25 protein-coding genes and 1 riboswitch are annotated in these 21,437 nt (G+C 74.2%); of the genes, 13 read left to right on the top strand and 12 right to left on the bottom strand.

Annotated elements, in window-relative coordinates:
- Positions 1-28: 28 nt before the first annotated feature.
- On the top strand, positions 29-919 hold the full coding sequence (locus LN037_RS03305) for an alpha/beta fold hydrolase (RefSeq protein WP_230749799.1): 891 nt from the start codon (positions 29-31) through the stop codon (positions 917-919).
- Between the two features lie 59 nt (positions 920-978).
- A complete protein-coding gene (locus tag LN037_RS03300; RefSeq protein WP_230749797.1) occupies positions 979-1,476 on the top strand; it encodes a GNAT family N-acetyltransferase in 498 nt (165 codons plus the stop codon).
- On the opposite strand, the gene LN037_RS03295 is transcribed toward LN037_RS03300, so the two are convergent.
- Both LN037_RS03295 and LN037_RS03290 read right to left on the bottom strand, forming a co-directional pair.
- Entirely contained in the window at positions 1,477-1,674 is a 198-nt protein-coding gene (locus LN037_RS03295) for a hypothetical protein (RefSeq protein WP_230749795.1), read from the bottom strand. It lies immediately after the preceding gene.
- 75 nt (positions 1,675-1,749) lie between these two features.
- On the bottom strand, positions 1,750-2,811 hold the full coding sequence (locus tag LN037_RS03290; protein ID WP_230749793.1) for an alcohol dehydrogenase catalytic domain-containing protein: 1,062 nt from the start codon (positions 2,809-2,811) through the stop codon (positions 1,750-1,752).
- Between the two features lie 120 nt (positions 2,812-2,931).
- Here LN037_RS03290 and LN037_RS03285 point away from each other — a divergent pair, with 120 nt between their 5' ends.
- The gene (locus LN037_RS03285; protein WP_230749791.1) at positions 2,932-3,894 is read left to right on the top strand and encodes an NAD(P)H-dependent flavin oxidoreductase; all 963 of its coding nucleotides are present in this window, start codon (positions 2,932-2,934) and stop codon (positions 3,892-3,894) included.
- A gap of 22 nt (positions 3,895-3,916) precedes the next feature.
- On the opposite strand, the gene LN037_RS03280 is transcribed toward LN037_RS03285, so the two are convergent.
- Positions 3,917-4,231, bottom strand: a complete 315-nt coding sequence (locus LN037_RS03280) for a hypothetical protein (RefSeq protein ID WP_230749789.1) — start codon at positions 4,229-4,231, stop codon at positions 3,917-3,919.
- Positions 4,232-4,375: 144 nt separating this feature from the next.
- Positions 4,376-5,920 (bottom strand): amidase, encoded by a 1,545-nt coding sequence (locus LN037_RS03275; RefSeq protein ID WP_230749787.1) that lies wholly within the window; start codon positions 5,918-5,920, stop codon positions 4,376-4,378.
- Positions 5,921-6,076: 156 nt separating this feature from the next.
- On the opposite strand from LN037_RS03275, the gene LN037_RS03270 reads away from it, so the two are divergent.
- A complete protein-coding gene (locus LN037_RS03270; protein WP_230749785.1) occupies positions 6,077-7,159 on the top strand; it encodes a HoxN/HupN/NixA family nickel/cobalt transporter in 1,083 nt (360 codons plus the stop codon).
- Here the strand turns inward: LN037_RS03270 and LN037_RS03265 are convergent.
- Positions 7,143-7,457, bottom strand: coding sequence for a DMT family transporter (locus LN037_RS03265; protein WP_230749784.1), 315 nt, complete (start codon positions 7,455-7,457; stop codon positions 7,143-7,145). The genes LN037_RS03270 and LN037_RS03265 overlap by 17 nt on opposite strands.
- A 19-nt stretch (positions 7,458-7,476) precedes the next feature.
- Positions 7,477-7,548: riboswitch (guanidine-III (ykkC-III) riboswitch) on the bottom strand.
- Between the two features lie 31 nt (positions 7,549-7,579).
- A complete protein-coding gene (locus LN037_RS03260) occupies positions 7,580-8,410 on the bottom strand; it encodes an SAM-dependent methyltransferase (protein WP_230749782.1) in 831 nt (276 codons plus the stop codon).
- Between the two features lie 88 nt (positions 8,411-8,498).
- Between LN037_RS03260 and LN037_RS03255 the strand changes: the two genes are divergently transcribed.
- Positions 8,499-8,996, top strand: a complete 498-nt coding sequence (locus tag LN037_RS03255; protein WP_230749780.1) for a hypothetical protein — start codon at positions 8,499-8,501, stop codon at positions 8,994-8,996.
- Here LN037_RS03255 and LN037_RS03250 read toward each other — a convergent pair.
- From LN037_RS03250 to LN037_RS03240, 3 genes are read right to left on the bottom strand one after another with little or no spacing between them, the layout of a single operon-like run.
- Entirely contained in the window at positions 8,930-9,490 is a 561-nt protein-coding gene (locus tag LN037_RS03250; protein WP_230749778.1) for a DUF998 domain-containing protein, read from the bottom strand. The two genes, LN037_RS03255 and LN037_RS03250, sit on opposite strands and share 67 nt — an antisense overlap.
- Before the next feature lie 10 nt (positions 9,491-9,500).
- Positions 9,501-10,172: a P-loop nucleotide/nucleoside kinase family protein gene (locus tag LN037_RS03245; protein WP_230749776.1), complete on the bottom strand. Its 672-nt coding sequence runs from the start codon at positions 10,170-10,172 to the stop codon at positions 9,501-9,503.
- A gap of 8 nt (positions 10,173-10,180) precedes the next feature.
- Positions 10,181-11,401: an alpha-hydroxy acid oxidase gene (locus tag LN037_RS03240; protein WP_230749774.1), complete on the bottom strand. Its 1,221-nt coding sequence runs from the start codon at positions 11,399-11,401 to the stop codon at positions 10,181-10,183.
- A gap of 147 nt (positions 11,402-11,548) precedes the next feature.
- Between LN037_RS03240 and LN037_RS03235 the strand changes: the two genes are divergently transcribed.
- Positions 11,549-12,202: a hypothetical protein gene (locus LN037_RS03235; protein ID WP_230749773.1), complete on the top strand. Its 654-nt coding sequence runs from the start codon at positions 11,549-11,551 to the stop codon at positions 12,200-12,202.
- A 4-nt stretch (positions 12,203-12,206) separates the two neighbouring features.
- Here LN037_RS03235 and LN037_RS03230 read toward each other — a convergent pair whose 3' ends face one another.
- Positions 12,207-13,376 carry an MFS transporter gene (locus tag LN037_RS03230; RefSeq protein ID WP_255693128.1) on the bottom strand — a complete coding sequence of 390 codons (1,170 nt, stop codon included), beginning with the start codon at positions 13,374-13,376 and terminating at the stop codon, positions 12,207-12,209.
- Positions 13,377-13,465: 89 nt separating this feature from the next.
- The gene (locus LN037_RS03225) at positions 13,466-13,636 is read right to left on the bottom strand and encodes a hypothetical protein (protein WP_230749769.1); all 171 of its coding nucleotides are present in this window, start codon (positions 13,634-13,636) and stop codon (positions 13,466-13,468) included.
- A gap of 146 nt (positions 13,637-13,782) precedes the next feature.
- On the opposite strand from LN037_RS03225, the gene LN037_RS03220 reads away from it, so the two are divergent.
- The 4 genes from LN037_RS03220 to LN037_RS03205 all read left to right on the top strand — a co-directional run bounded on the left by LN037_RS03220 (position 13,783) and on the right by LN037_RS03205 (position 18,728).
- Entirely contained in the window at positions 13,783-14,991 is a 1,209-nt protein-coding gene (locus LN037_RS03220; protein WP_230749768.1) for a cysteine desulfurase-like protein, read from the top strand.
- Positions 14,970-15,281, top strand: a complete 312-nt coding sequence (locus LN037_RS03215) for a DUF4326 domain-containing protein (RefSeq protein WP_230749766.1) — start codon at positions 14,970-14,972, stop codon at positions 15,279-15,281. Before LN037_RS03220 ends, LN037_RS03215 begins: the two co-directional genes overlap by 22 nt.
- A 102-nt stretch (positions 15,282-15,383) precedes the next feature.
- Entirely contained in the window at positions 15,384-17,348 is a 1,965-nt protein-coding gene (locus LN037_RS03210; protein WP_230749764.1) for a primary-amine oxidase, read from the top strand.
- A 150-nt stretch (positions 17,349-17,498) separates the two neighbouring features.
- The gene (locus LN037_RS03205; protein ID WP_230749762.1) at positions 17,499-18,728 is read left to right on the top strand and encodes a glycoside hydrolase family 88 protein; all 1,230 of its coding nucleotides are present in this window, start codon (positions 17,499-17,501) and stop codon (positions 18,726-18,728) included.
- Here LN037_RS03205 and LN037_RS03200 read toward each other — a convergent pair.
- Entirely contained in the window at positions 18,695-19,066 is a 372-nt protein-coding gene (locus tag LN037_RS03200; protein ID WP_230749760.1) for a winged helix-turn-helix transcriptional regulator, read from the bottom strand. The genes LN037_RS03205 and LN037_RS03200 overlap by 34 nt on opposite strands.
- A gap of 117 nt (positions 19,067-19,183) precedes the next feature.
- Here LN037_RS03200 and LN037_RS03195 point away from each other — a divergent pair, with 117 nt between their 5' ends.
- From LN037_RS03195 to LN037_RS33325, 3 genes are read left to right on the top strand one after another with little or no spacing between them, the layout of a single operon-like run.
- Positions 19,184-20,050 carry an NmrA family NAD(P)-binding protein gene (locus LN037_RS03195; RefSeq protein ID WP_230749758.1) on the top strand — a complete coding sequence of 289 codons (867 nt, stop codon included), beginning with the start codon at positions 19,184-19,186 and terminating at the stop codon, positions 20,048-20,050.
- 51 nt (positions 20,051-20,101) lie between these two features.
- On the top strand, positions 20,102-21,052 hold the full coding sequence (locus LN037_RS03190; protein WP_230749754.1) for a diacylglycerol/lipid kinase family protein: 951 nt from the start codon (positions 20,102-20,104) through the stop codon (positions 21,050-21,052).
- On the top strand, positions 21,049-21,378 hold the full coding sequence (locus LN037_RS33325) for a TraR/DksA family transcriptional regulator (protein WP_230749753.1): 330 nt from the start codon (positions 21,049-21,051) through the stop codon (positions 21,376-21,378). The genes LN037_RS03190 and LN037_RS33325 overlap by 4 nt, the downstream gene beginning before the upstream one ends.
- Positions 21,379-21,437 lie beyond the last annotated feature (59 nt).

Genomic DNA, 21,437 nt, shown 5'->3' with positions numbered 1-21,437 from the left:
CCCGTCACCCCCGACGATGGAGGATCCCGTGCCGATCGAGCGCCAGACCGTCTCCGTGCCTCACCTCGGCGGGTCCACCGTCGCGTTCGCGTTCGCCCGCGACTACGACCCCGGCAAGCCGACGCTGGTCCTCGTCAACTCCTTCAGCACCTCGGTCGAGCTCTACCGCCCGCAGTTCGCCGACGAGGCCCTGACCGGCGCCGCGAACCTGCTCGCCATCGAGCTCTACGGCCACGGCGACACCCGCGCGACGTGGCGGCAGTTCACCTACTGGGACAGCGCCGTCGCGAACCTGCAGGTCCTCGACGCTCTCGGCATCCGCCGGGCGTTCGTGCTCGGCACCTCGCAGGGCGGCTGGGTGGCGGCCCGCATGGCGATGCTCGCACCCGACGTCGTGGCGGGCATCCTCCCGCTCGGCACCTCGATGGACGACGAGAGCGAGCGCAGCCGCCGGCTCGGCTGCTGGGACGGCGTCGCGTTCTGCACGCCCGCGATCGACGACCTCGCCACGCCCGTCGGCGACGACTGGGTGGTGCCCACCGAGTTCGTCGACGCGGTGCTCGGCGCCGGCTTCGGGGCCGACACGAGCGACGACGAGCGCGCCTTCTGGCACGCCGAGCACCAGCGCAACTACCGCGGCGACGACGGGCGTCACCGGCTGCGCGTCGCGTCGATCAACCTGCGCGACCGCGACGGCCTGCACGCCCGGCTCGACGACGTCCGCTGCCCCGTCCGCTGGCTGCAGGGCACCGCCGACGAGGTCTACTCCGTCGCCAACGCCAAGGAGGAGATCCGGCTGTTCGTGAATTCCCCGCAGGCCGAGCTGCAGGTCGTCGAGGGCGGGCAGCACTTCCTCAGCTCCACACACGCGAAGGACGTGAACGCGGCGTCCGTCGAGTTCCTCGAGCGCTGGGCGTGACGTCGATGGACCGCGGCTCCCGCTCGACGGGTGCAGCGGTCCATCGTCACACTGCGCCCGTGTGGATCGCCCGCGCCGAACGCCCGGAGGACCGGTCCGCCGTCCGCGCGGTGAACCTCGCTGCCTTCCCGACGGCGGGTGAGGCCGACCTCGTCGACGCCCTCCGCGCCGACGCGGAGGGCTGGGTCGACCTGTCGTTCGTCGCCCTCGACGACGGCGCGGTCGTCGGGCACGCCCTGCTCACCCGCTGCCACGTCGACGGCGCGCCGGCGCTCGCCCTCGCCCCGTGCGCGGTCCTGCCGTCACACCAGGGACGGGGTGCGGGCGCCGCCGCGATCCGCGCTGCACTGGAGGCGGCGCGGGAGGCCGGGGAGAACCTCGTCGTCGTCCTGGGGCACGCCGACTACTACCCGCGGTTCGGGTTCGCCCCGGCGTCCGCGCGAGGCGTCCGCGCCCCGTTCGATGTGCCCGACGAGGCCTTCATGGCGCTCGCCCTCGACGCCGCCCGCCCGACCCCGACCGGCACGGTCACCTACCCGCGGGCCTTCGGCGTCTGATCAGGAGCTCGGCAGCAGGTCCCATGCCGTCGGCCACGGCACGGCGGCGTCCGGGTCGGTCACCGGCTCCTCGTGCCCGGCGACCCGCACGCCGCCCGCCGTGATGACGCCGCGCGCCCGCTCCTCACCGATCCCCGCGCCGGTCAGTCGCTCGAGCAGGGTGGCGGGACGGGGTTCGGGGCGCGGGTACTCGAGCACGTCCGCACGGTAGGTCGGCCGACGACGATCGACCGGCACCGACGGCGCTGACGCTGCTCACATCACCGGACCGGGTCAGAAGGTGATCAGCGGCTTGATGATCCCGTCGCGCTTGTGGGTCATCATGTCGAAGGCGTCCTCGACCTGGTCGATGCCCATCCGGTGGGTGGTCATCGGCGTCGGGTCGATCTTGCCGTTGGCCATGAGGCGCATGAGGCGCTCCATGCGCAGCCGGCCGCCGGGGCAGAGGTCGGTGACGATCTTCTTGCCGGCCATGCCGAGGCCCCAGGCGTCCAGCGGCATGGTGACCGTGGGGCCCGACTCGCCGTGGTACCCGACGTTCGACAGCGTCCCGCCCGGCGCGGTGGCGTAGAGCGCCGCCTCGAACGTGACCTGGTTGCCCAGCGCCTCCACGGTCGAGTTCGCGCCCCCGCCGGTGAGGTCGAGGATCTGCTCCGCCACGTTGCCCGACGACGGGTCGATCACCACGTCCGCGCCGAAGCGGCGGGACATCTCCTGGCGGTTCGGGATGCCCTCGACGGTGATGACGAGCCCGGCCCCGCGCAGCTTCGCGCCGATCGTCGCCGACAGCCCCACCGCGCCCTGCGCGAAGATCGCGACCGTCCCACCGACCGGGATGTTCGCGTTCTCGGCGCCGATGATGCCGGTGGAGAGCATGTCGCAGGCGTAGACCGCGGCCTCGTCGGAGAGGCCCTCCGGGATCGGCGCGAGGTTGTAGTCGGCGTCGTTGACGTGGAAGTACTCGGCCATGTTGCCGTCCTTCTGGACGGTGAACCGGTAGCCGCCGAGCGCGCCGCGGCACTGCGAGGTGTAGCCGGCCTGGCAGTTGTCGCAGGTGCCGTCGGGGGTCACGGCGTTGACCGCCACCCGGTCCCCGACCTGCACCGACGTCACCCCCGCGCCGATCTCGTGCACGATGCCGACGCTCTCGTGCCCGAGCAGCCGCCCGTCGGGCACCGGCAGCAGGCCCGCGACGGTGTGCACGTCGGAGGTGCAGATCAGGGCGGCGGTGGTCTTCACGACCGCCTCGCCGGGACCCGCCGTCGGGATCTCCCGTTCGACCAGTCCGACCTTGCCCTGCCCGAGGATGGCGAGTGCCTTCATGGTGTCGGCCACCGGTGGCCTCCGATCTCGACTCTGAAATCTGCCATGTCGACATTCGCATGTGTTCCAGGTCACCGACCGTCTCAGCATGGAACAACTCGGCAACGGTCCCCGGCGGGCAGGCTCGTCCGCATGCTGACGACGAGGTTCACCGCGCGGCTCGGCGTCGAGCACCCGGTCGCGCTGGCGCCGATGGGCGGCGCGGCGGGCGGGGCGCTGGCGGCGGCGGTCTCGAACGGTGGCGGGCTGGGGCTGCTCGGGGTGGGCTCGGCGAAGGACCCGGCGTGGGTGGAACGGGAGCTCGACCTCGTCGCGCAAGGCACCGACCGGCCGTGGGGCGCGGGGTTCCAGTGCTGGGCGGCGCCGGTGCGCGTGCTCGAGCAGGTGCTGGAGCGGGGACCCGCCGCGATCATGCTCGCGTTCGGGGACCCGAGGCCCTACCTCGACGCGGTGCGTCGCAGCGACGCCGCGCTGATCGTGATGGTGACCGACCTGGCGGAGGCGCACACCGCGGTCGAGGTCGGCGCGGATGTGATCGTCGCGCAGGGCACCGACGCGGGTGGGCACGGCGGGTCGCGCGGGACGATCGGGTTCGTGCCCGTGGTCGCCGACCTCGCGGGCGACGTCCCGGTGCTCGCCGCGGGCGGGATCGCCGACGGGCGCGGGGTCGCGGCGGCGCTCGCGCTCGGTGCCGACGGGGCCCTGCTCGGGACCCGCTTCCTCGCCACCCCGGAGGCGCTCGGCGGTCCCGTGCAGGAGAAGGCCGTGCTCGAGGGCGGCAGCGAGGACACCGACCGGTCGAGCGTCGTCGACATCGCGCACGAGTCCGGGTGGCCGGCGCGCTGGACCGGCCGCGCGCTCCGGACCCCGTTCTCCGACCGGTGGCGCCTCCACGAGGACGCGCTGCGGTCCGACCCGGCGGCGCGGGCGGAGTTCCGCGCCGCCGAGGAGCGCGGGGACCCCGACGCGACCGTGGTGTGGGCCGGCGAGTCGCTCGACCTCGTCACCGACCTGGTCCCCGCCGCCGACCTCGTCGGGGTCATCGCCGGGGAGACGGAGGCGGCCGTCCGCCGCTCGGCCGGAGCGGTGCGCTGACCGCCCCGCCCGGGCGCGACCGTCACATCTCGCGCTCGAGGTGGGCACGCACCGCCGTGCCGTCCTCGCTCATCCAGCCCTTGTCCTGCGCGTAGGAGAGCATCCCCGCGAACTTGTGGTCCCAGCCCTCGTCGACCTGGCCGGCGGCGAGCCGGCGCAGGGTCTCCACCGGCACCATCACGTGGTTGCCGTCGGGCAGGAGCTCACCGCCCGCGTGCTCGACCATCACCTCGTGCAGTCGCGCCGGGGTGAGGCGCTGCCTGTACGAGGCGTAGAAGTCGTTCACCCGCTCCGGATCGTGGAGGGTGACACCGTCGTCCGCGATGGTGAGGTACACGTCGCCCACCCTGCCCGACGGAGGGTGTTCCGGGCACCCGTCGTCCCCTTCTCGATGATCAACAGCCCCCTGGCGGGCTCGGGACAGCTTTTCCGGCCCACCATGGGACTGTTGATCTTCACCGAGCGCCGCGCCTTGGGGGCGCTACGCCTGCGCGACCGCCGACGTCGGCGACGGGAAGCCGCCGACCGCCTGCTCGTAGGCGTGCGCGGCGCGCAGCACGGTCGCGTCGTCGAACTGCCGCCCGACCAGCGACATCCCCACCGGCAGGCCGTCCGCGAGCGGCGCGGGCACCGAACAGACGGGGTGGCCGGTGACGTCGAACGGGCAGGTGTTGGCGAGCATCTCCAGCGCGCGACCGAGCAGTTCCGGCGGCCGGGCGTCGCGGCCGGGGCGGACGGTGGCGCGCATCGGCAGGGTCGGCAGCACCAGCAGGTCGACCTCGGCGAACGCCGCGTCGTAGGCGGCCGCGAGCGTCGGCGCGAGGTTCTGCGCCATGGCGTAGTGCCTGCCGTGGGTGGTGTTCAGCCCGTACTTCCCGGCGAGCAGGACGAGGTTGACCGTGGCGGGGAAGCGGGCGCCGTCCTCGGTCCAGCGGCGGCCGTAGTGCTCCATGACCTCCGGGTCGTAGCGGCCCTTCCAGTTCAGCCCGTAGCCGGAGTTCTCGATCATCTGGGACGCGGCGCCCTCGGTCGCGATGACGTCCCAGATCCGCGGTCCGTGCAGGTGCCAGGGCACCGAGACCTCGGAGACGGTCATCCCGGCGTCGGCGAGCGCGGTGATCGCCTCGCGGACGGCGGCGTCGACCTCGGGCTCGGACCCGGCGAGCCCGAACCCCTCCCGCAGCACCCCGACCCGCAGGCCGGTCGCGCCGCCGGACAGGGCGCCGACGTAGTCGTCGGCGGCGACGTCGGTGGGCTGGCGCGGGTCCTGCCCGTCCGACCCGGCGATCACCGAGAGCATCAGGGCGGCGTCGGCGACGGTCCGCGTGATCGGCCCGACGTGGTCGATGGTCGACTCGATCGGGAAGGCGCCGGTGTACGGGACGAGGCCCCAGGTCGGCTTGTGCCCGACGACGCCGCAGTCCGCGGCGGGGATGCGGATCGACCCGCCCTGGTCGCCGCCGGTGGCCAGGTCGACGACCCCGCCCGCGACGAGCGCGGCGCTGCCGCCCGACGAGCCGCCCGCGTGCCGGCTCGGGTCCCAGGGGTTCTCGACGTCGCCGGTGTTCGCCGTGATCCCGGCCCCCGAGAAGCAGAGGTTCTCGCAGACCGCCTTGCCGGCGATCGTGGCGCCCGCGTCGAGCAGGCGGCGCACGATCGTCGCGTCGGTGCTCGGGACGAAGCCCGCGATGGTGTCCGAGCCGTTGGTCATCGGGACGCCCGCGACGGCGGTGTTGTCCTTGACCGCCACGGTCCGCCCCGCCAGCGGCCCGTCGGACACCCCGGAGATCGACGTCGTCACGTACCAGGCGTTGTACGGGTTCTCCGACGCCTCCGGTCGCTGCCAGGCCCGCTCCGGCGGCGTCGGCGCCTCGGCCTCGTACAGCTCGGCCACCGCGTCCCAGGACCCGAGCAGACCCGCCACGACGGGCGCGTACTCGTCGACCTCGGCGTCGGACAGGCCGAGGCCGTACCCGGCGGCGACCGCGGCCAGGGCGTCGTGGTCCGGCGGGGGCAGAGGCGGCATGAGGGTCTCCCCGGGGTGCGGCGGCGTGGTCCGGGTCACCGTAGGAAGTCGTCCGGGGTCGGCTCAACCACTGCGTGGAGCAACATCTGTCGACATGCTCAGATGACGTGGTTACGGTCCGAGCGGCCCATCCGCCGTCGTGAAGGAGCGCTCCGGTTGACGACGATCGCCGCCCCGCCGTCCACGAGCTGGTCGCGCGGCCGGCGCCTCCGGCTCTCCGGCATCGTCGCCGTGATCGCCCTGCTCCACGTCGCGGGCTGGTCGCTCTACCTCTTCCTGACGGCGGGTCCGCTCGGCGCCGGCGCGTTCGCCGGGGCCGGCGTGCTGGCGTACGTGCTGGGCATCCGCCACGCGTTCGACGCCGACCACATCGCCGCGATCGACGACACCACGCGGCTGATGGTGCAGCGGGGCCGCCGGCCCGTCGGGGTCGGCTTCTTCTTCGCGATGGGCCACTCGTCGGTGGTCGTGGCGCTGTCCCTGGTCATCGCGCTCGCCGCCGGGGCGGCGACGGCGACCCAGGTCGCGGCGTTCCGCGAGATCGGCGGCACGATCTCGACGGTCGTCGCGATGGTGTTCCTCGCCCTGGTCGCGGTGCTGAACGCGATGGTGCTGCGCGGGATCGTGAAGCTCTGGGCGGACCTGCGGGCCGGGCGGCTCGACGAGCCCGAGCTCGAGCGGCAGCTCCTCGATCGCGGCCTGGTCAACCGCATCCTCGGCGGCCGCGCGCGGGCCTGGATCCGCCACTCCTGGCACATGTACCCGCTGGGCTTCCTGTTCGGCCTCGGCCTCGAGACCGCCTCCGAGGTCACCCTGCTGACGCTCTCCGCCACGACGGCGTCGAGCGCCGGGGGCGGCGCCTCGTGGCCGGCCGCGCTCACCCTGCCGCTGCTCTTCGCGGCCGGGATGAGCGCGTTCGACACCGCCGACGGCCTGCTCATGTCCGTCGCCTACTCGTGGTCGAACCGCAACCCCGCGCGGCGGCTCTTCTACAACATCGCGACGACGGCGGCGACGGTCTCGGTCGCCGGCTTCATCGCGAGCGTGTACCTCGCGGGGGTCCTCGCCGACGACCTCGGTGTCACCGCGCTCGAGGGCTACGCGGGCCTCGCCGACGACTTCGAGCTCCTCGGCTACCTCATCGTCGGCTTCTTCGTGCTCGTCTGGGGTGGGGCCGCCCTGCTCTGGCGGTTCGGCCGCTTCGAGGAGCGGCACGCCGGGGTCACTCCACGAGCTTGAGCCCGACCACGCACACCACGATCCCGCCGAGCAGCAGCGCCTTGACCGCGGTGAACGGCTCGTCGCCGGTGAGCATCGCGTAGGCGACGGTGCCCACCGCGCCGATGCCGACCCACACCGCGTACGCGGTCCCCGTCGGCAGGTCCCGCATGGCGTAGCCGAGGCCGATCATGCTCGCGACGACGGCCACGGCGAAGACGACGACCGGGGTGAGCTTCGACAGCCCCTGCGTGCGACCCAGGGCGGTCGCCCAGACCGCCTCGAGCAGCCCGGACACGACCAGCACGACCCACGCCATGACGACACCTCGCTCACGTCGAGCGCCGTCTTGTCGAGGTCCGGGTACGGCGTCACTCTCGTCCGGAGAGGCCGTCGTCGGACGGCTCGGGCGCGAGTCTCGCACCCGGCGCGACGGGCGATCTACGGCTTGCGACCCACGGCACCCGCCAGGCACTTCTGCGCCGGGAGCAGGTCCTGCATGCGCGGGCCGTCGGGCCACCAGTCGACGAGCAGCGAGAAGCCCGGCTCGACGAGCTCCAGGCCCGGCAGCATCCCGAGGATCTCGTCGCGCGTGCGGAACACCCCGCTGCCCAGCGGGCTGTGCACGAAGATCTCCTCCATGCGGCGCGCGAGCTCCGAGTTCTCGTCCTGCGGGTCGTAGAAGTGCGAGAGCGCGACGTAGCTGCCGGAGGGCAGGGCGTCGACGTAGGTCTGCATGATGTCGGCCGGGGAGCGCTCGCCGACGTAGTGGTGCAGCGTGCCGAGCTGGAGCAGCGCGAGCGGCTGCGAGAAGTCGATGAGCTCGCGGACGATCGGGTCGGCGAGCACCTCCTCGGGCTGCGTCAGGTCCGCCGGCGAGAAGCGCGTGAGCTCGTTCTCCTCGAGCAGGGCGCGGCCGTGCGCGACGACCGAGGGGTCGTTGTCGACGTAGACCACCCGCGCGTCGGGGGCGATGCGCTGCGCGGCCTGGTGGGTGTTCTCGGCGGTGGGCAGCCCGGAGCCGAGGTCGAGGAACTGCCGGATGCCGGTCTGGCCCGCGATGAACCGGGTGACGCGGATGAGGAACTGCCGGTGGTCGACGGTGAACTGCTCGATCTCGGGCGCGACCGTCTTCAGCTTCTCGACGACCTCGCGGTCGACCTCGAAGTTGTCCTTGCCGCCCAGCGCGCAGTCGTAGACCCGGGCGATGCTCGCGCGCGTCCGGTCGATCGTCGCCGCGGCCCTCGGAGAGGCCGGTCGCTCGATGCTCATGGTGCTCCCGCCGACGTCGACATCGTCGCCGGTCAGTGTGTCACTTTCAACTTCCCGCGTGACGGGGTCCTCGGGTCAGACTGCCCGGGTGCGTGATGCGGTCGGCGGGCTGTTGCTCCGCGTGGGTGACGCCGTCGGCGGTCACGCCCGGCGCGGGCTCACCGGCGACGAACGGTCCGTGCTCGACACCGTCTTCGCGGGCGGGCTGGACCTCGACACGATCGTCGTCGTCCCCGACCGGGCCGGGCTGCTCGGGCTGAGCCGGCGCCCGGTCACGCTCGGCACGGCGATCCACCTCAAGGGCCGCACGGATCCGGGACTGCTCGTCCACGAGGCGGTGCACGTCTGGCAGTACCACCGGCTGGGGGCCCGCTACGTGGTGGACGCGATCGCCGCCCAGTGCTCGCGCACCGGCTACGACTGGCGGGCGGTGCGCACCGACCGGTTCGCGGCCCTGAACGTCGAGGCCCAGGCGCAGTTCCTGCAGGATTTGGTGACCGCACCCGCCGTCGGGAACGCCTACCCGGCCCTCACGGCCGACGCCCTCGCGAGCGTGCGCACCCCGAGGACCCCGAGCACCAGGTAGCCGGGCCACAGGGCGAGGCGCTCGAGGAGCCCGCCGGCCTCGGGGACCACCCCGAGCAGGAAGATCGCGCTCGCGACGGTGCTCAGGACCCCGAGACCCGCGGCGACCCGGCTGCGGGCGGCGAGCCCGGTCAGCAGCAGGGCCACCGGCTGGGCGAGGAAGACCGGGGCCGACACGACGAGGTGGGTCACCGGGGCGGTGTCGAGCGGGGCGAGGCCGGTCGCGATCGAGGAGAGCCCCGCGATCACCCAGAGGACGGTGGCCGTCCGCCCGAGGCGCGACAGCACCGCGCCGAGGGCCAACGTCGCCCCGAACAGCACGAACGCCCCGTTGATCACCGCGTGCCCGGGCGAGACGGCGGCGACCCCGAGCTCGCTGATCGTGCTGCGCACCAGGGAGTACGGCCCGGGGACGAACGCCGCGACGAGGAGCTCGACGACGACGTACAGCGGCTGCGTCGCGCGCAGGAGGGCGCCGACCCGGGACGCGTTCACGCCGCACACGCTAGGGCCGACCCGCGCGCCCCGGCGTCCGTCGGAGGTCGCGCCGGCCGGCTGCTTCTCGTCGAGCACGGCGGCGCGAGGTGTCGCGCTCGGCGTGATCAACTGCCTGGCGGAGCTGCTCGTCGATGCCCTCGACGCCGTCGCCGGCCGTGTCCACGACGAGGTGCGGCACCGGCGGCGGCACGTCCGGGCGCATGCGGGCGACGAACGCGTCCCACGCCGCGAGCTTCCCGGCGTCCTGAGGTCGACCGCGCACCTCGATCCGTCGCCGCAACGTCGCCGGGTCGATCCGCACCCACACCAGCTGCACGCGCGGCCCGCCCAGCTCCCCGACCCACGCCGACCACCGTGCCGGGTCCCGGACCGGCCCGGTGAAGGGAGCTACGAGCAGCACCGGACACCCGTGCGCGCGGATCTCCCGGGCGGCGGCGGTGAGGCCGCCGTACTCGTGCACCTTGACGTGCTCGTCGTACCAGGGGCCCTCGCGCTCGCCGTCGGGCCGACCGGCAGCGGCGAGGGTCGCGCCCACGAAGCCGCCGTAGACCGTGTCCTTGTCGAGCAGCGCCGGGTGCGGGTCGAGACGGCGGGCCAGGCGGGCGGCCACGGTCGACTTCCCCGCACCCGGCGCCCCGGCCACGACCCACACGTCGGCGCCCACCCCGTCGTCGATCACCGACCGGCTCAGGCGGGCCGCAGCCGCACCCGCGACGGGTCGAGGTCGTCCATCCGCTCCACGCCCATGAGCGCGAGGGTGCGCGTCATCTCGGCGCGCACGATGTCGAGCATCCGCGTCACGCCCGCCTCGCCGCCGGCCATCAGGCCGTACATGTAGGCGCGGCCGAGGACCACGGCCTGCGCGCCGAACGCCTTGGCGGCGACGACGTCGGCGCCGGTCAGCACGCCGGTGTCGAGGAAGACGCTCGTGCGGTCGCCGACGGCGGCGACGACGTCGGGGAGGATCTCCAGCGGGACCGGGGCCCGGTCGAGCTGGCGGCCGCCGTGGTTGGACACGACGATCCCGTCGGCGCCGAGGTCCACGACGGCCTTCGCGTCGTCGACGTGCTGGATGCCCTTGACGACGAGGTGCCCGGGCCACTGCTCGCGCAGCCACGTGACGTCCTTCGCGACGGCGGTCGGGTCGAACATGTGCGTGACGATGTCCGCGACGGTGCCGTTCCAGGAGTTCAGCGAGGCGAACGTCAGGGGCTCGCTGGTCAGTAGGTTCGCCCACCACGCGGGGTGCCGCGCCATGTCGACCAGGGTCCTCGCGGTGAGCGACGGCGGGATCGTCAGGCCGTTGTGGTTGTCGCGGAGCCGCGCGCCGGGCACCGGGGTGTCGACGGTGAGGACCAGCGTGTCGAACCCGGCCTTGCGGGCCCGCTCGACGAGCTCGCCCGACGCGTCGCGGTCGCGCCACAGGTAGAGCTGGAACCAGTGCCGGGCGAGCGGCGCCTCGTCGCGGAACTCCTCGATCGACGTGGTGCCCATGGTGGAGAGCGCGTAGGGCACGCCGGCGGACTCCGCGGCGCGGACCACCGCCCGCTCGCCGTCGTGGTGGGCCATGCGCGTGAAGCCGGTCGGGCCCAGGATCACGGGCATCGACGCGGACGCGCCGAGGATCGTCGTCGAGGTGTCGATGGACCCGACGTCGCGCAGCACCCGCGGCGAGAACTCGACCCGGGAGAACGCGTCCCGTGCGCGGCGCAGCCCGATCTCCTGCTCGGCGGCCCCGTCGACGTAGTCGAACACCGCGCGCGGCGCCCGCTTGCGGGCCGCCTCGCGCAGATCCGCGACGGTGAACGAGGACTCCAGCCGGCGCCGGGTCGGGTCCAGCCGCGGGGGTCGGACCCGCAGCAGCGGCTTGAGGTCGCGGTAGCGGGGGAGCTGGCGTCGCACGGGCACGCGGGACTCCTTCGTCGGCGGGGCCCCCGACCACAGCACGCCCCGCGGCCACGGGGCAAGGCGCGCTCCGGTTGCGCGCGGCCGGTCGTTGTCCGGTGTGGCCCAGGTCACTTACGGTGGGTCCTCGCGGACCGGCAGGGGGCGACCATGGACGACGCGACCCGGGCACTGCTCGAGCTCTGGGACACCACCGAGGACACCGTCGACGGCCTGGGCCCGGCGGACTGGGACCGCCCGCTGGCCCGCACGGACCGGGCCCGCGCCTGCGCCGCGCTCGACTCCGGGGGCACCGACGTGGCGGACCTCGTGGTCCATCTCGGCGGCGTGCACTACCTCGGCCCGGACCGGCTGCGCGAGGCGCTCGCGACGGCGCACGCGCGCGCCGGCCACCAGCTCACCCACGCCGCGCCGCACGGCGAGGAGCTCGCCGCGCAGTGCCTCGACATGTGCCTGCACACCCACGACCTGCTCGCCGCGCTCGACCGCGAGCTCGACGCCGACGAGGCGGGCCCCGCCGCGGTGCAGGCGTGCCGGCTCGTCGTCGGGCGGATCCCCTGGCTGCTCGCGCGGACCCCGGAGCCGCGGGCCGCGGCGCTGCGGGTGGTGGTGCGGTCGGGTCCGGCCGGGCCGACGGTCATCGACCGCTCGTTCCCGACGACGGGTCGCCGGCCGTCCGAGGTCCTCGAGGCGGACGCCGTGGCGCTGCTGCTCGCCCTGTCCGCCCGGCGCAGCGTCGGCGAGCTCCGCGGACGGGTCGTCTGCGACGGTCCGACCGCGGAACGCGTCCTCGCGGCCGCGTGAACGCTCAGGTCATCCGCACGCGCAGCAGGGCGGCGAAGGCGATCGCAGCCAGGACAGCCACGACCACGGAGAAGATGACACCCGCCGTCACGAGCCCGATGGCCGCCGAGAGGATGCCCTCGCCGATCACCGGCAGGGAGATCGCGACGTAGAGCACGAGGAAGAAGCTCGACGCCACCTCGCTGCGCCGCTCGGGCGGGCTGCCCGCGTTGACCGCGCCGAGGCCCGCGCGGAACGACATGCCCTGGCCGACGCCGGCGACCGCCGCGCCCAGGAGCAGCACCCCCAGCGACGCCACCGCGATCGACAGGCCCACGACGAGGATTCCGACGACGAGGCCGACGCAGCCGGTCAGCAGCGCCGGGCGCAGCGCGAGCCGGGACGAGGCGATCTGGCCGAGCGTGGAGAAGCCGAGCAGCGTGAACACCACGAGGCCGCTGACGAAGTGGTTCTCGATGCGGAGGACCTGCGTGAGGAACGCCGGCGAGACCGCGGTGAACAGGCCCAGGACGGCGAACCCGGCGAACCCCGCGATCGCGGCGCCGACGAAGACGCCGCGCACCTCCGCGGGCACGCCGAGCTTCTGGGGCGCGAACGAGACCGTCCGCCCGGTCGTGTCCAGCGGTTCCGCGACGAGGTAGGCGCCGATCGCGACGAGCAGCACCAGCACGATGTGCACGGCGTAGGGCAGGAACAGCGGAAGCGGCGCGTACTGGGCGAGCGCCCCGGCGAGCACCGGACCGAGCCCGAGGCCGAGCATGTTCACGCAGGCGGCCACGAGGCTGTAGCGGGCCTGCCGTCCCTCGGGGGCGAGGTCGACCAGGGTGGCGGTGGCCGTCGCGGTGAAGATGCCGGCGGACAGGCCGGACAGGACGCGGCCGACGAACAGCGCGGTGAGGCTGTCCGGGATGAGGAAGACCGCGCTCGACACGGCGGCGAGCGCGAGGCCGGGCAGGAGCACCGCCCGGCGTCCGAGCTGGTCGGAGAGGCGGCCGAAGAAGACCAGCGCGGCCGCGACGCCCACGGCGTAGACGGCGAAGATCAGCGTCACCACGACCTGGCCGAACCCGAGCTCGCGTTCGTAGAGCGGGTAGAGCGGGGTCGGCAGCGTCGCGCCGAGCATGGTGACGAGGAAGGCGAGGGCGACGACGACGGCGGCGGCCGGGCCCCGCAGGCCGCGGCTCGTGCCGGTCTCGGACGTCGTGCTGATGATGGACCTCCGTCGGGTCGGACGGAGGTGGTTGTTCCCGCTACCGATCAGCGCTACGCGCTGGCCGCGCTCTCCTGCTCGCGGACCGTGTCGACGACCGACAGCAGCACGGCGGCGCCGACGGCCTCGCGCCAGCGCGGGCGGGGGCGCTCGCCCTCCGTGGGGACGGCGGCGAGGGCGCGCTGCGTGACCGGCCGGGTCTGTCCCGCGTGCCGCTCGTCCATGTCGACCACCCCGCTCCCGCTCGACGCGACCTTCGCGCCGTTCGTCGCACGTGTATCCGCGGGGTGGTCATGATTCGTTACCTCGAAACCCGGGGGTCCCCGGATCGGGTGAGCGCCCGGCGGGCCGCCCGCGCGAGGATGACGGCGTGCCGGCTCCCACGTACGACGTCGACGCCCTGCGCGCCCGGTTCCCGGCCCTCGGCGCGGGCTACGCGCACTTCGACGGGCCGGGCGGCTCGCAGGTGCCGGTCGAGGTGGCGCGGGCGGTCGCGGACACGTTGACCGCCCCGATCGCGAACCGGGGCACGGGCTACGCCGCGGCCCGGAACGCCGAGCTCGTCGTCCTGACCGCGCGGCAGGCGATGGCCGACCTCCTCGCCGCGGACCCGGGCGGCATCGTCTTCGGTCGCTCGATGACCGAGCTGACCATGTCGCTGGCCCGCACCCTGGCCGTCGGCTGGGGCCCGGGCGACGAGGTCGTGGTGACCCGCCTCGACCACGACGCGAACGTCCGACCGTGGGTGATCGCGGCCGGGCGGGCCGGAGCGACGGTGCGGTGGCTGGACCTCGACCCGGCCACCTGCGAGCTCGACGACGTGGCCACGGTCCTGTCCGACCGGACACGCCTCGTCGCCGTCACCGGCGCGTCGAACCTCGTCGGCACCCGCCCGGACCTCCCGGCGATCGCCGCGCGGGTGCATGCGGCGGGCGCACTGTTCGTGGTGGACGGCGTGCACCTGACCGCCCACGCGTCGATCGACGTCGCGGAGATCGGCGCCGACGTCTTCCTGTGCTCGCCCTACAAGTTCCTCGGCCCGCACTGCGGGGTGCTGGCGGCCGACCCGGCGTTCCTCGAGACGCTGCGCCCGGACAAGCTGCTGCCGTCCACCGACGCCGTGCCGGAGCGCCTCGAGCTCGGGACGCTGCCCTACGAGCTGCTCGCCGGCACCACGGCCGCGGTCGACGTGCTGGCCTCCCTCGGGGGTGGGGCGGGCACCCGCCGGGACCGCCTCGTCGTCGGGATGGCGGCGGTGGACGCGCACGAGGACCGGCTGCGGCGGCGGATCGAGGAGGGCCTCGCGGGGTTGCCCGTCGAGGTGCTCAGCCGGGCGCGGCACCGCACGCCGACGCTGCTCGTCCGCGTCCCGGGCGGCGACCGGCAGGCGTCGGCGCTGCTCGCCGACCGGGGCGTGTTCGCGCCGAGCGGGTCGTTTTACGCGCTCGAACCGGCCCGGCGGCTCGGCCTCGGCGACGCGGGCGGGCTGCGGATCGGGCTCGCGCCCTACTCCTCCGACGACGACGTCGACCGACTCCTCGAGGGACTGGGGGCCGCGTGCCGGACCGCGTCAAGCTGAGCCGCGCCAAGGGCTGGCGCAAGCCGGACGACGTCATCACGGTCGCGCGCCCGTCGGCGTGGGGGAACCCGTTCAAGCTCGGCGAGACCGTCGAGGTGGGCGGCGAGCGGGTCACGCTCGACCGCGACCTGATGATCGCGCTCTACCGGCGCTGGCTCACCGAGCACCCGGAGCTCGTCGAGCAGGCCCGCGCGGAGCTGGCGGGCCACGACCTGGCCTGCTGGTGCGGCCTCGACGAGGCGTGCCACGCCGACGTGCTGCTGCGCGTCGCGGCCGGCGAGGATCCGTAGGTCCGCCTCGGGAGGCCCCGGGCCTTGCGGCCCCGCCCTCCGGCCGTGTACGCGGGACTCGGACATTTCGCCCGTGCCGCTCGACACGCAGGAGGTCGCCCGATGACCGCGCTGGACGAACCGCAGACCACCGTCACGCATCCGCTCGAGCCGCTGACCGCCGACGAGGTGTCCGCGGCCTCGGCGATCCTCAAGGACGCCCGGGGGCTCGAGCCCACCGCGCGGTTCGTGTTCGTGCACCTGCACGAGCCGTCGAAGGCCGACCTCGCCTCCTGGGAGAGGGAGCGCGGCGGAGCTCGACCCGGACTGCCCCGCGAGGCCGAGATCGTGCTCTACGAGCGCGCGGAGAAGATGCTCTACGAGGCCGTCGTCTCGCTGAGCGACCGCACGGTCGTCGACTGGCGCGCGCGGCCCGGCGTGCAGGCCCCGGTGATGGCCGAGGAGTTCTTCGCGACCGAGGAGATCGTGCGCGCCGACCCCCGCTGGCAGGAGGCGATGCGGCGGCGCGGGATCGAGCGGTTCGACCTCGCGATGATCGACCCGTGGGCGTCGTCGTGGTCCGGCCCCGAGGACGACCCGACGGCCCGCCGCATCGTCCGGCCGCTGACCTGGATGCGCTCCGCACCCGGCGAGCACGGCTACGCGCGGCCGGTCGACGGGCTGGTCGTCACGGTGGACCTGGACCTCCGCGAGGTCGTCGAGGTGGAGGACCACGGGATCGTCGACCTGCCCCCGCAGCCCGCCAACTACGAGCAGCCCTGGATCCACGACCCCGCGAACGTGCCGCGGGTCGAGACGATCCGCGACGACGTGCGGCCCATCGAGATCACGCAGCCCGAGGGCCCGAGCTTCACCGTCGACGGGCACGCCGTGTCCTGGCAGAAGTGGCACCTGCGGATCGGCTTCACCCCGCGCGAGGGCCTCGTCCTGCACGACGTCTCCTACGACGACCGCGGCACCCGGCGTCCGATCCTGCACCGCGCCTCGCTCGCCGAGATGTACGTGCCCTACGGCGACCCGGCCCCGACGCACCGCTTCAAGAACGTGTTCGACCAGGGCGAGTACGGCGTCGGCTGGCTCGCCAACCCGCTCACGCTGGGCTGCGACTGCGTCGGCCACATCCGGTACTTCGACGGCATCGTCAACGACCAGGACGGCGGCGCCGTCGTCATCCCGAACGCGGTCTGCATGCACGAGGAGGACACCGGGATCGCGTGGAAGCACACCGACTTCCGCACCGAGGAGGTCGAGGTCCGCCGCCGGCGTCGACTCGTCATCTCCTCGATCGTCACCGTCGGGAACTACGAGTACGGCTACTTCTGGTACCTCTACAACGACGGGATGATCGAGTACGAGGTCAAGCTGACCGGCGTGATCTCCACCGGGGCGATCCCGGTCGGCTCGGTGCCCGAGCACGGGACGCTCGTCGCCCCCGGCCTCTACGGCCCGCACCACCAGCACTTCTTCTGCGTGCGCCTCGACATGACCGTCGACGGTCCGGCCAACACCGTCACCGAGATCGACTCGATGCCCTCCCCGCCCGGACCGGCCAACCCGCACGGGAACGCCTGGGTGACGACGCGGACCCCGATCACCTCCGAGGCCGAGGGCGCCCGCGACACGGCGCCCGGGCGCGCGCGGTTCTGGAAGATCGAGAGCGCCACGGAGACCGGGCCGACCGGCGCGCCGACCGCGTACGCCCTGATGCCCGGCTCGACGGTGCCGCCGATGTACTCGCCGGAGGCGCTGTTCGCCCCGCGGTCGGGCTTCACCGAGCACACGGTCTGGGTCACCGCGCACGACCCGGCGCAGCGCTTCGCCGCGGGCGACTACCCGCTGCAGGCGCCGGTCGGGACGGGCCTGCCGCACTACCTCGACGGCGACCGTCCGCTCGAGGGCTCCGACGTCGTCGTCTGGTACACGTTCGGCGCCCACCACGTGGTGCGTCCGGAGGACTGGCCGGTGATGCCGGTGTCGACGATCGGCTTCATGCTCCGGCCGTCCGGCTTCTTCGACGGCAACCCGGCGCTGGACCTGCCCCCCTCCGAGGCGAAGGCCTGCCACTGACGCGACCGCCGAGCGGTCCCGCAGCGCGGTCGGAGCCCCCTCCGCGCAGCGCCGGGGGACCGCTCGGCGAGCGTCGGCGGGCCTGCCGCCGATCGCTCGATCGGGCTACGGTGCCGCGGCATGGGGGTCGGGGAGGGGCAGGCTCGTCGTGTGACGGGTGTGGCAGGTGTGGTCCTGGTGGGGGTGCTGCTGGCCGGGTGCGGGTCCGTTCCCGACGCCGGGTCGGGGCCGGTGCCGTCGTCGGCGCCGGCGTCCGCGGCGTCTCCGACCAGCGTCGATGCGGCCCAGGCCGGGTTGCCCGAGACCGTGCGGCGCATCCTCCCGACGGCGTACGAACGCCTCGCCGCGAGCGCCGACCGGCTCGATCCCGCGCAGGGCTATCCGCGGTCCGTGGCGGGCGGCGCCACGACCTGGACCACGAAACCGGTCGACGACTGGACCTCCGGCTTCTTCCCCGGCGAGCTGTGGCTCGCGCACACGCTGACGCAGGACCCGGCCTGGGTCGCCCGCGCGCAGCGCTGGACCGCGCCGATCGCCGGCCAGGTCACGCGCACCGACACCCACGACCTCGGCTTCGTCGTGGAGGACAGCTTCGGTGCACAGCTCGACCGGACGGGGCAGGGGGCCGAGCAGGTCGTCACCGCCGCCCGCTCGCTGGCCACCCGCTACTCGCCCACGGTGAAGGCCATCAAGAGCTGGGACACCGACGGGGACGACGACAAGCGCGGCTCGTGGCGCTTCCCGGTCATCGTCGACACCCTGATGAACCTGCCGCTGCTCGACCGGGCGGCGGCCCTGCCGGGCGGCGACCCGCGGTGGTCCGACCTCGCCACGCAGCACGCGATCACCGCGTCCACCACGAACATGCGGCCCGACGGGAGCATCGCGCACGTGGCGGTGTTCGACCCGTCGTCGGGCGCGCTGGTCGGGCGCGACACCTGGCAGGGCGCGGACGCGGACTCGACGTGGAGCCGCGGGCAGGGCTGGGCGATCCACGGATTCGCTGCGCAGGCCCGCGCGGCCGGGAACCCGGAGCTGCTCGCCGCCGCGCGCCGGGCGGCCGACTGGTGGCTCGCGCACACCGCGCCCGGTGCCCGCGTGCCACCGTGGGACTTCTCGCGCCCGGGCGAGGAGCGGGACACCAGCGCGGCGGCGGTCGCCGCCTCCGGGCTGCTCGACCTCGCGGCGCAGACCGGCGACGCGCGCTACCGGCAGGCCGCGCTCGAGACGCTCGACGAGCTCGCGACGCAGGACGTCGCGCCCGCCGGTCCCGCGCTGCTCGCGCACGCCGTGGGCGGGAAGCCGCAGGACAGCGAGGTCGACGTCGGCATGGTCTACGCCGACTACTACCTGCTCGAGGCGGTGACCCGCGCGTCGTAGGCGGCCCGCGCCGCCTCGACGTCGGGCATGTGGGCCTCGGCCCACCGCTCGAGCTGACGGGTCAACCCGACGAGGTCGTGCCCCAGCTCGGTGAGTGCGTACTCGACCCGCGGCGGCACCTCGGCGTACACGGTGCGCGCCACGAGACCGTCGCGCTCCAGCGCGCGCAGCGTCTGCGTGAGCATCTTCGGCGTGATCCCGCCGATCCGGGCGGCGATCTCGCCGTGGCGCAGCGTGCCGGCCGCGAGCGTGAGGACCACCAGCACGCTCCAGCGGTCGCCGATCCGGTCCAGGACCTGGCGGCTGGGGCAGTTCGGGTCGAACACGTCGGCGTCCACCTCGACACTATCTGCCGGGTACCTACAGCACTTCAAGGTGCTGACTCTCCGACGGGAAGTAACGGACGGCGGGTCGGGTTGGCCGGGGCGGTGACCCCACCGTTCGAAGGAGAAGCCGTGTACGTGATCACCGGAGCCACCGGGGCCCTGGGTCGTCTCGCCGTCGAGTCCCTGCTGGAGACGGTCCCCGCCGACCGGGTCCGCGCGACCGGCCGCCGCGTCGAGGCGCTCGACGACCTCGCCGCGCGCGGCGTGGACGTGCGCCGCGCCGACTACACCGACCCGGCGTCGCTCGCCGTGGCGTTCGAGGGTGCGACGCGGGTGCTGTTCGTGTCCGGCAGCGAGGTCGGGCAGCGCATCCCGCAGCACCGGGCCGTCGTGGACGCCCTCGCCGCCGTACCCGGGCTGGAGCTCGTCGCCTACACGAGCATCCTGCACGCGCAGGACTCGGACATGATCCTGGCCGGCGAGCACGCCGAGACCGAGCGGCTGCTCGCCGCGGCCGGGCTGCCGACCGTGCTGCTGCGCAACGGCTGGTACCTCGAGAACTTCCTCGCCTCGCTGCCGGACACCGTCGAGCACGGGATGGTCGGCGCGTCCGGCGACGGCCGGTTCGACGCCGCGACCCGCGCCGACCTCGCCGCCGCCGCGGCGGCCGCCCTGACCGGTGGCGCGACGGCAGGTGCGGTGCTGGAGCTCGGCGGACCCGGCTTCACGCGCGCGGAGCTCGCTGCCGGGATCGGGCGGGCCGCGGGGCGCGACGTGAGCTACACCGACCTCTCCGTCGCCGACCTCACCGCGGCCCTCGTCGGCGCCGGCGTGCCCGAGGGCTTCGCCGCGGTGCTCGCCGACAGCGACCGGGGTGCGGCGGCGGGGCTGCTCGCCGCGCCCGGCGACGACCTCGCCCGGCTGCTGGGCCGTCCGGCGCAGCCGTGGGCGCAGGTGGTCGACCAGGCGGTCCGCAACGAGCTCGTCACCCCCTGACCAGGGCATCGGTCCGGCCGTGCGCCGGGTCGCGGCGGTACTGTCCGCTTCGTGTCCGCCGCGCCCGGTCCGGTCCCCGACGCCCCGCCGTTCCGCAGCGTGCTGCTGGTCTACAACCCGAACAGCACCGGCGGCGGCGAGGGCAAGGCGCACACGCTCGCCCGCGAGCTGCGGGAGCTGACGCCGGGGCTGCAGGTCGACCTCGTCCCGACCGAGTACGCGGGCCACGCCCGCACGATCGCCGAGAGCGCGGCCCGCACCCACAAGCCGCTGGTCGTGTCGGTGTCCGGCGACGGCGGCTACAACGAGGTCGTCGACGGTGCCATGGCCGGCGGGGACGGTGAGCGCACCGGGACGATCGTCGCCGTCACCTCCGCGGGCAACGCGAACGACCACCGCCGCGTCACCCGCAAGCGCCCGCTCGCGGAGGCGATCGCCGAGGGCACGGTGGAGAACCTCGACGTGCTGCGGCTGACCGTCGGGTCGGGCCGACCCCGCTACGCGCACTCCTACATCGGGCTCGGCATCACGCCCGTGGTCGCCCTCGCCCTCGAGCGGGGTGGGAAGGGGTCGCTGCGCGAGCTCGTGACGACGTTCCGGGAGTTCCTGCGCTTCAGCCCCTTCGAGATCGAGCTGGAGGCGTTCGAGGGCGAGTCCCGCGACGGGGTGGGGGTCGGGGAGTACCTCGGGCTGCACCGCTACGACAGCCTGATCGTCGCGAACCTGTCCGAGATGGCGAAGTACGCGCGGCTCTCCGAGGGCGACCCGGCCGACGGCCGCTTCGAGATCGTGTCGATCCCGCACCGTGGCCGCGTCCGCCTGCTGTTCACCGGCATCCGCGCCGCCTGGAAGGGGCTGGGCTGGCAGCCGAGCGCCCGGCACCTGCGCTTCCGCACGATCGGCGAGCTCCCGCTCCAGCTCGACGGCGAGGTGATCACGCTGCCCGCGGACACGTCGGTGGCGATCACGCTCGTCCCCGGGGCGTTGGCGACCGTCCGGTGAGCGCCGCGGACGACCTCGGCCTCGCACGGGACGAGACCCGGGCCCGCATCGCGGCGCTCGAGGCGCAGATCGCGAGCATCGTCGAGACCGCGTCGTCGAGCTCGGGCGACGACGAGCACGACCCCGAGGGCCAGACGATCGCCTACGACCGCGCCCAGGCGCAGGCGCTGCTCGCCCGCGCCCGCACCGACCTGGCCGAGATCGACGCGGCGTTCGCCCGGCTCGACGCGGGGACCTACGGCATCTGCGAGGTCTGCGGCCGCGACATCCCCGGCGAGCGCCTGGAGGCCCGGCCGGCCGCACGGCGGTGTGTGCGGCACGCCTGATCCTCTCGTGGCAGGAAAGCGTCGTTGCTGTCGTCCAGTGGCAGGTTCGGCGCATCGTC

This window comes from Actinomycetospora soli (assembly GCF_021026295.1).
In the GTDB taxonomy this organism is placed as follows: Bacteria; Actinomycetota; Actinomycetes; order Mycobacteriales; family Pseudonocardiaceae; genus Actinomycetospora; species Actinomycetospora soli.
This window is presented reverse-complemented; position numbering and strand designations above follow the sequence as displayed.

Excerpts from the sequence above, each read along its gene's own strand:
- LN037_RS03260 (WP_230749782.1), bottom strand. The coding sequence starts at position 8,410 with ATGAGCATCGAGCGACCGGCCTCTCCGAGGGCCGCGGCGACGATCGAC.
- LN037_RS03225 (WP_230749769.1), bottom strand. The coding sequence starts at position 13,636 with ATGGACGAGCGGCACGCGGGACAGACCCGGCCGGTCACGCAGCGCGCC.
- LN037_RS03285 (WP_230749791.1), top strand. The coding sequence starts at position 2,932 with ATGCTGACGACGAGGTTCACCGCGCGGCTCGGCGTCGAGCACCCGGTC.
- LN037_RS03210 (WP_230749764.1), top strand. The coding sequence starts at position 15,384 with ATGACCGCGCTGGACGAACCGCAGACCACCGTCACGCATCCGCTCGAG.
- LN037_RS03265 (WP_230749784.1), bottom strand. The coding sequence starts at position 7,457 with ATGGCGTGGGTCGTGCTGGTCGTGTCCGGGCTGCTCGAGGCGGTCTGG.
- LN037_RS03275 (WP_230749787.1), bottom strand. The coding sequence starts at position 5,920 with ATGCCGCCTCTGCCCCCGCCGGACCACGACGCCCTGGCCGCGGTCGCC.
- LN037_RS03235 (WP_230749773.1), top strand. The coding sequence starts at position 11,549 with ATGGACGACGCGACCCGGGCACTGCTCGAGCTCTGGGACACCACCGAG.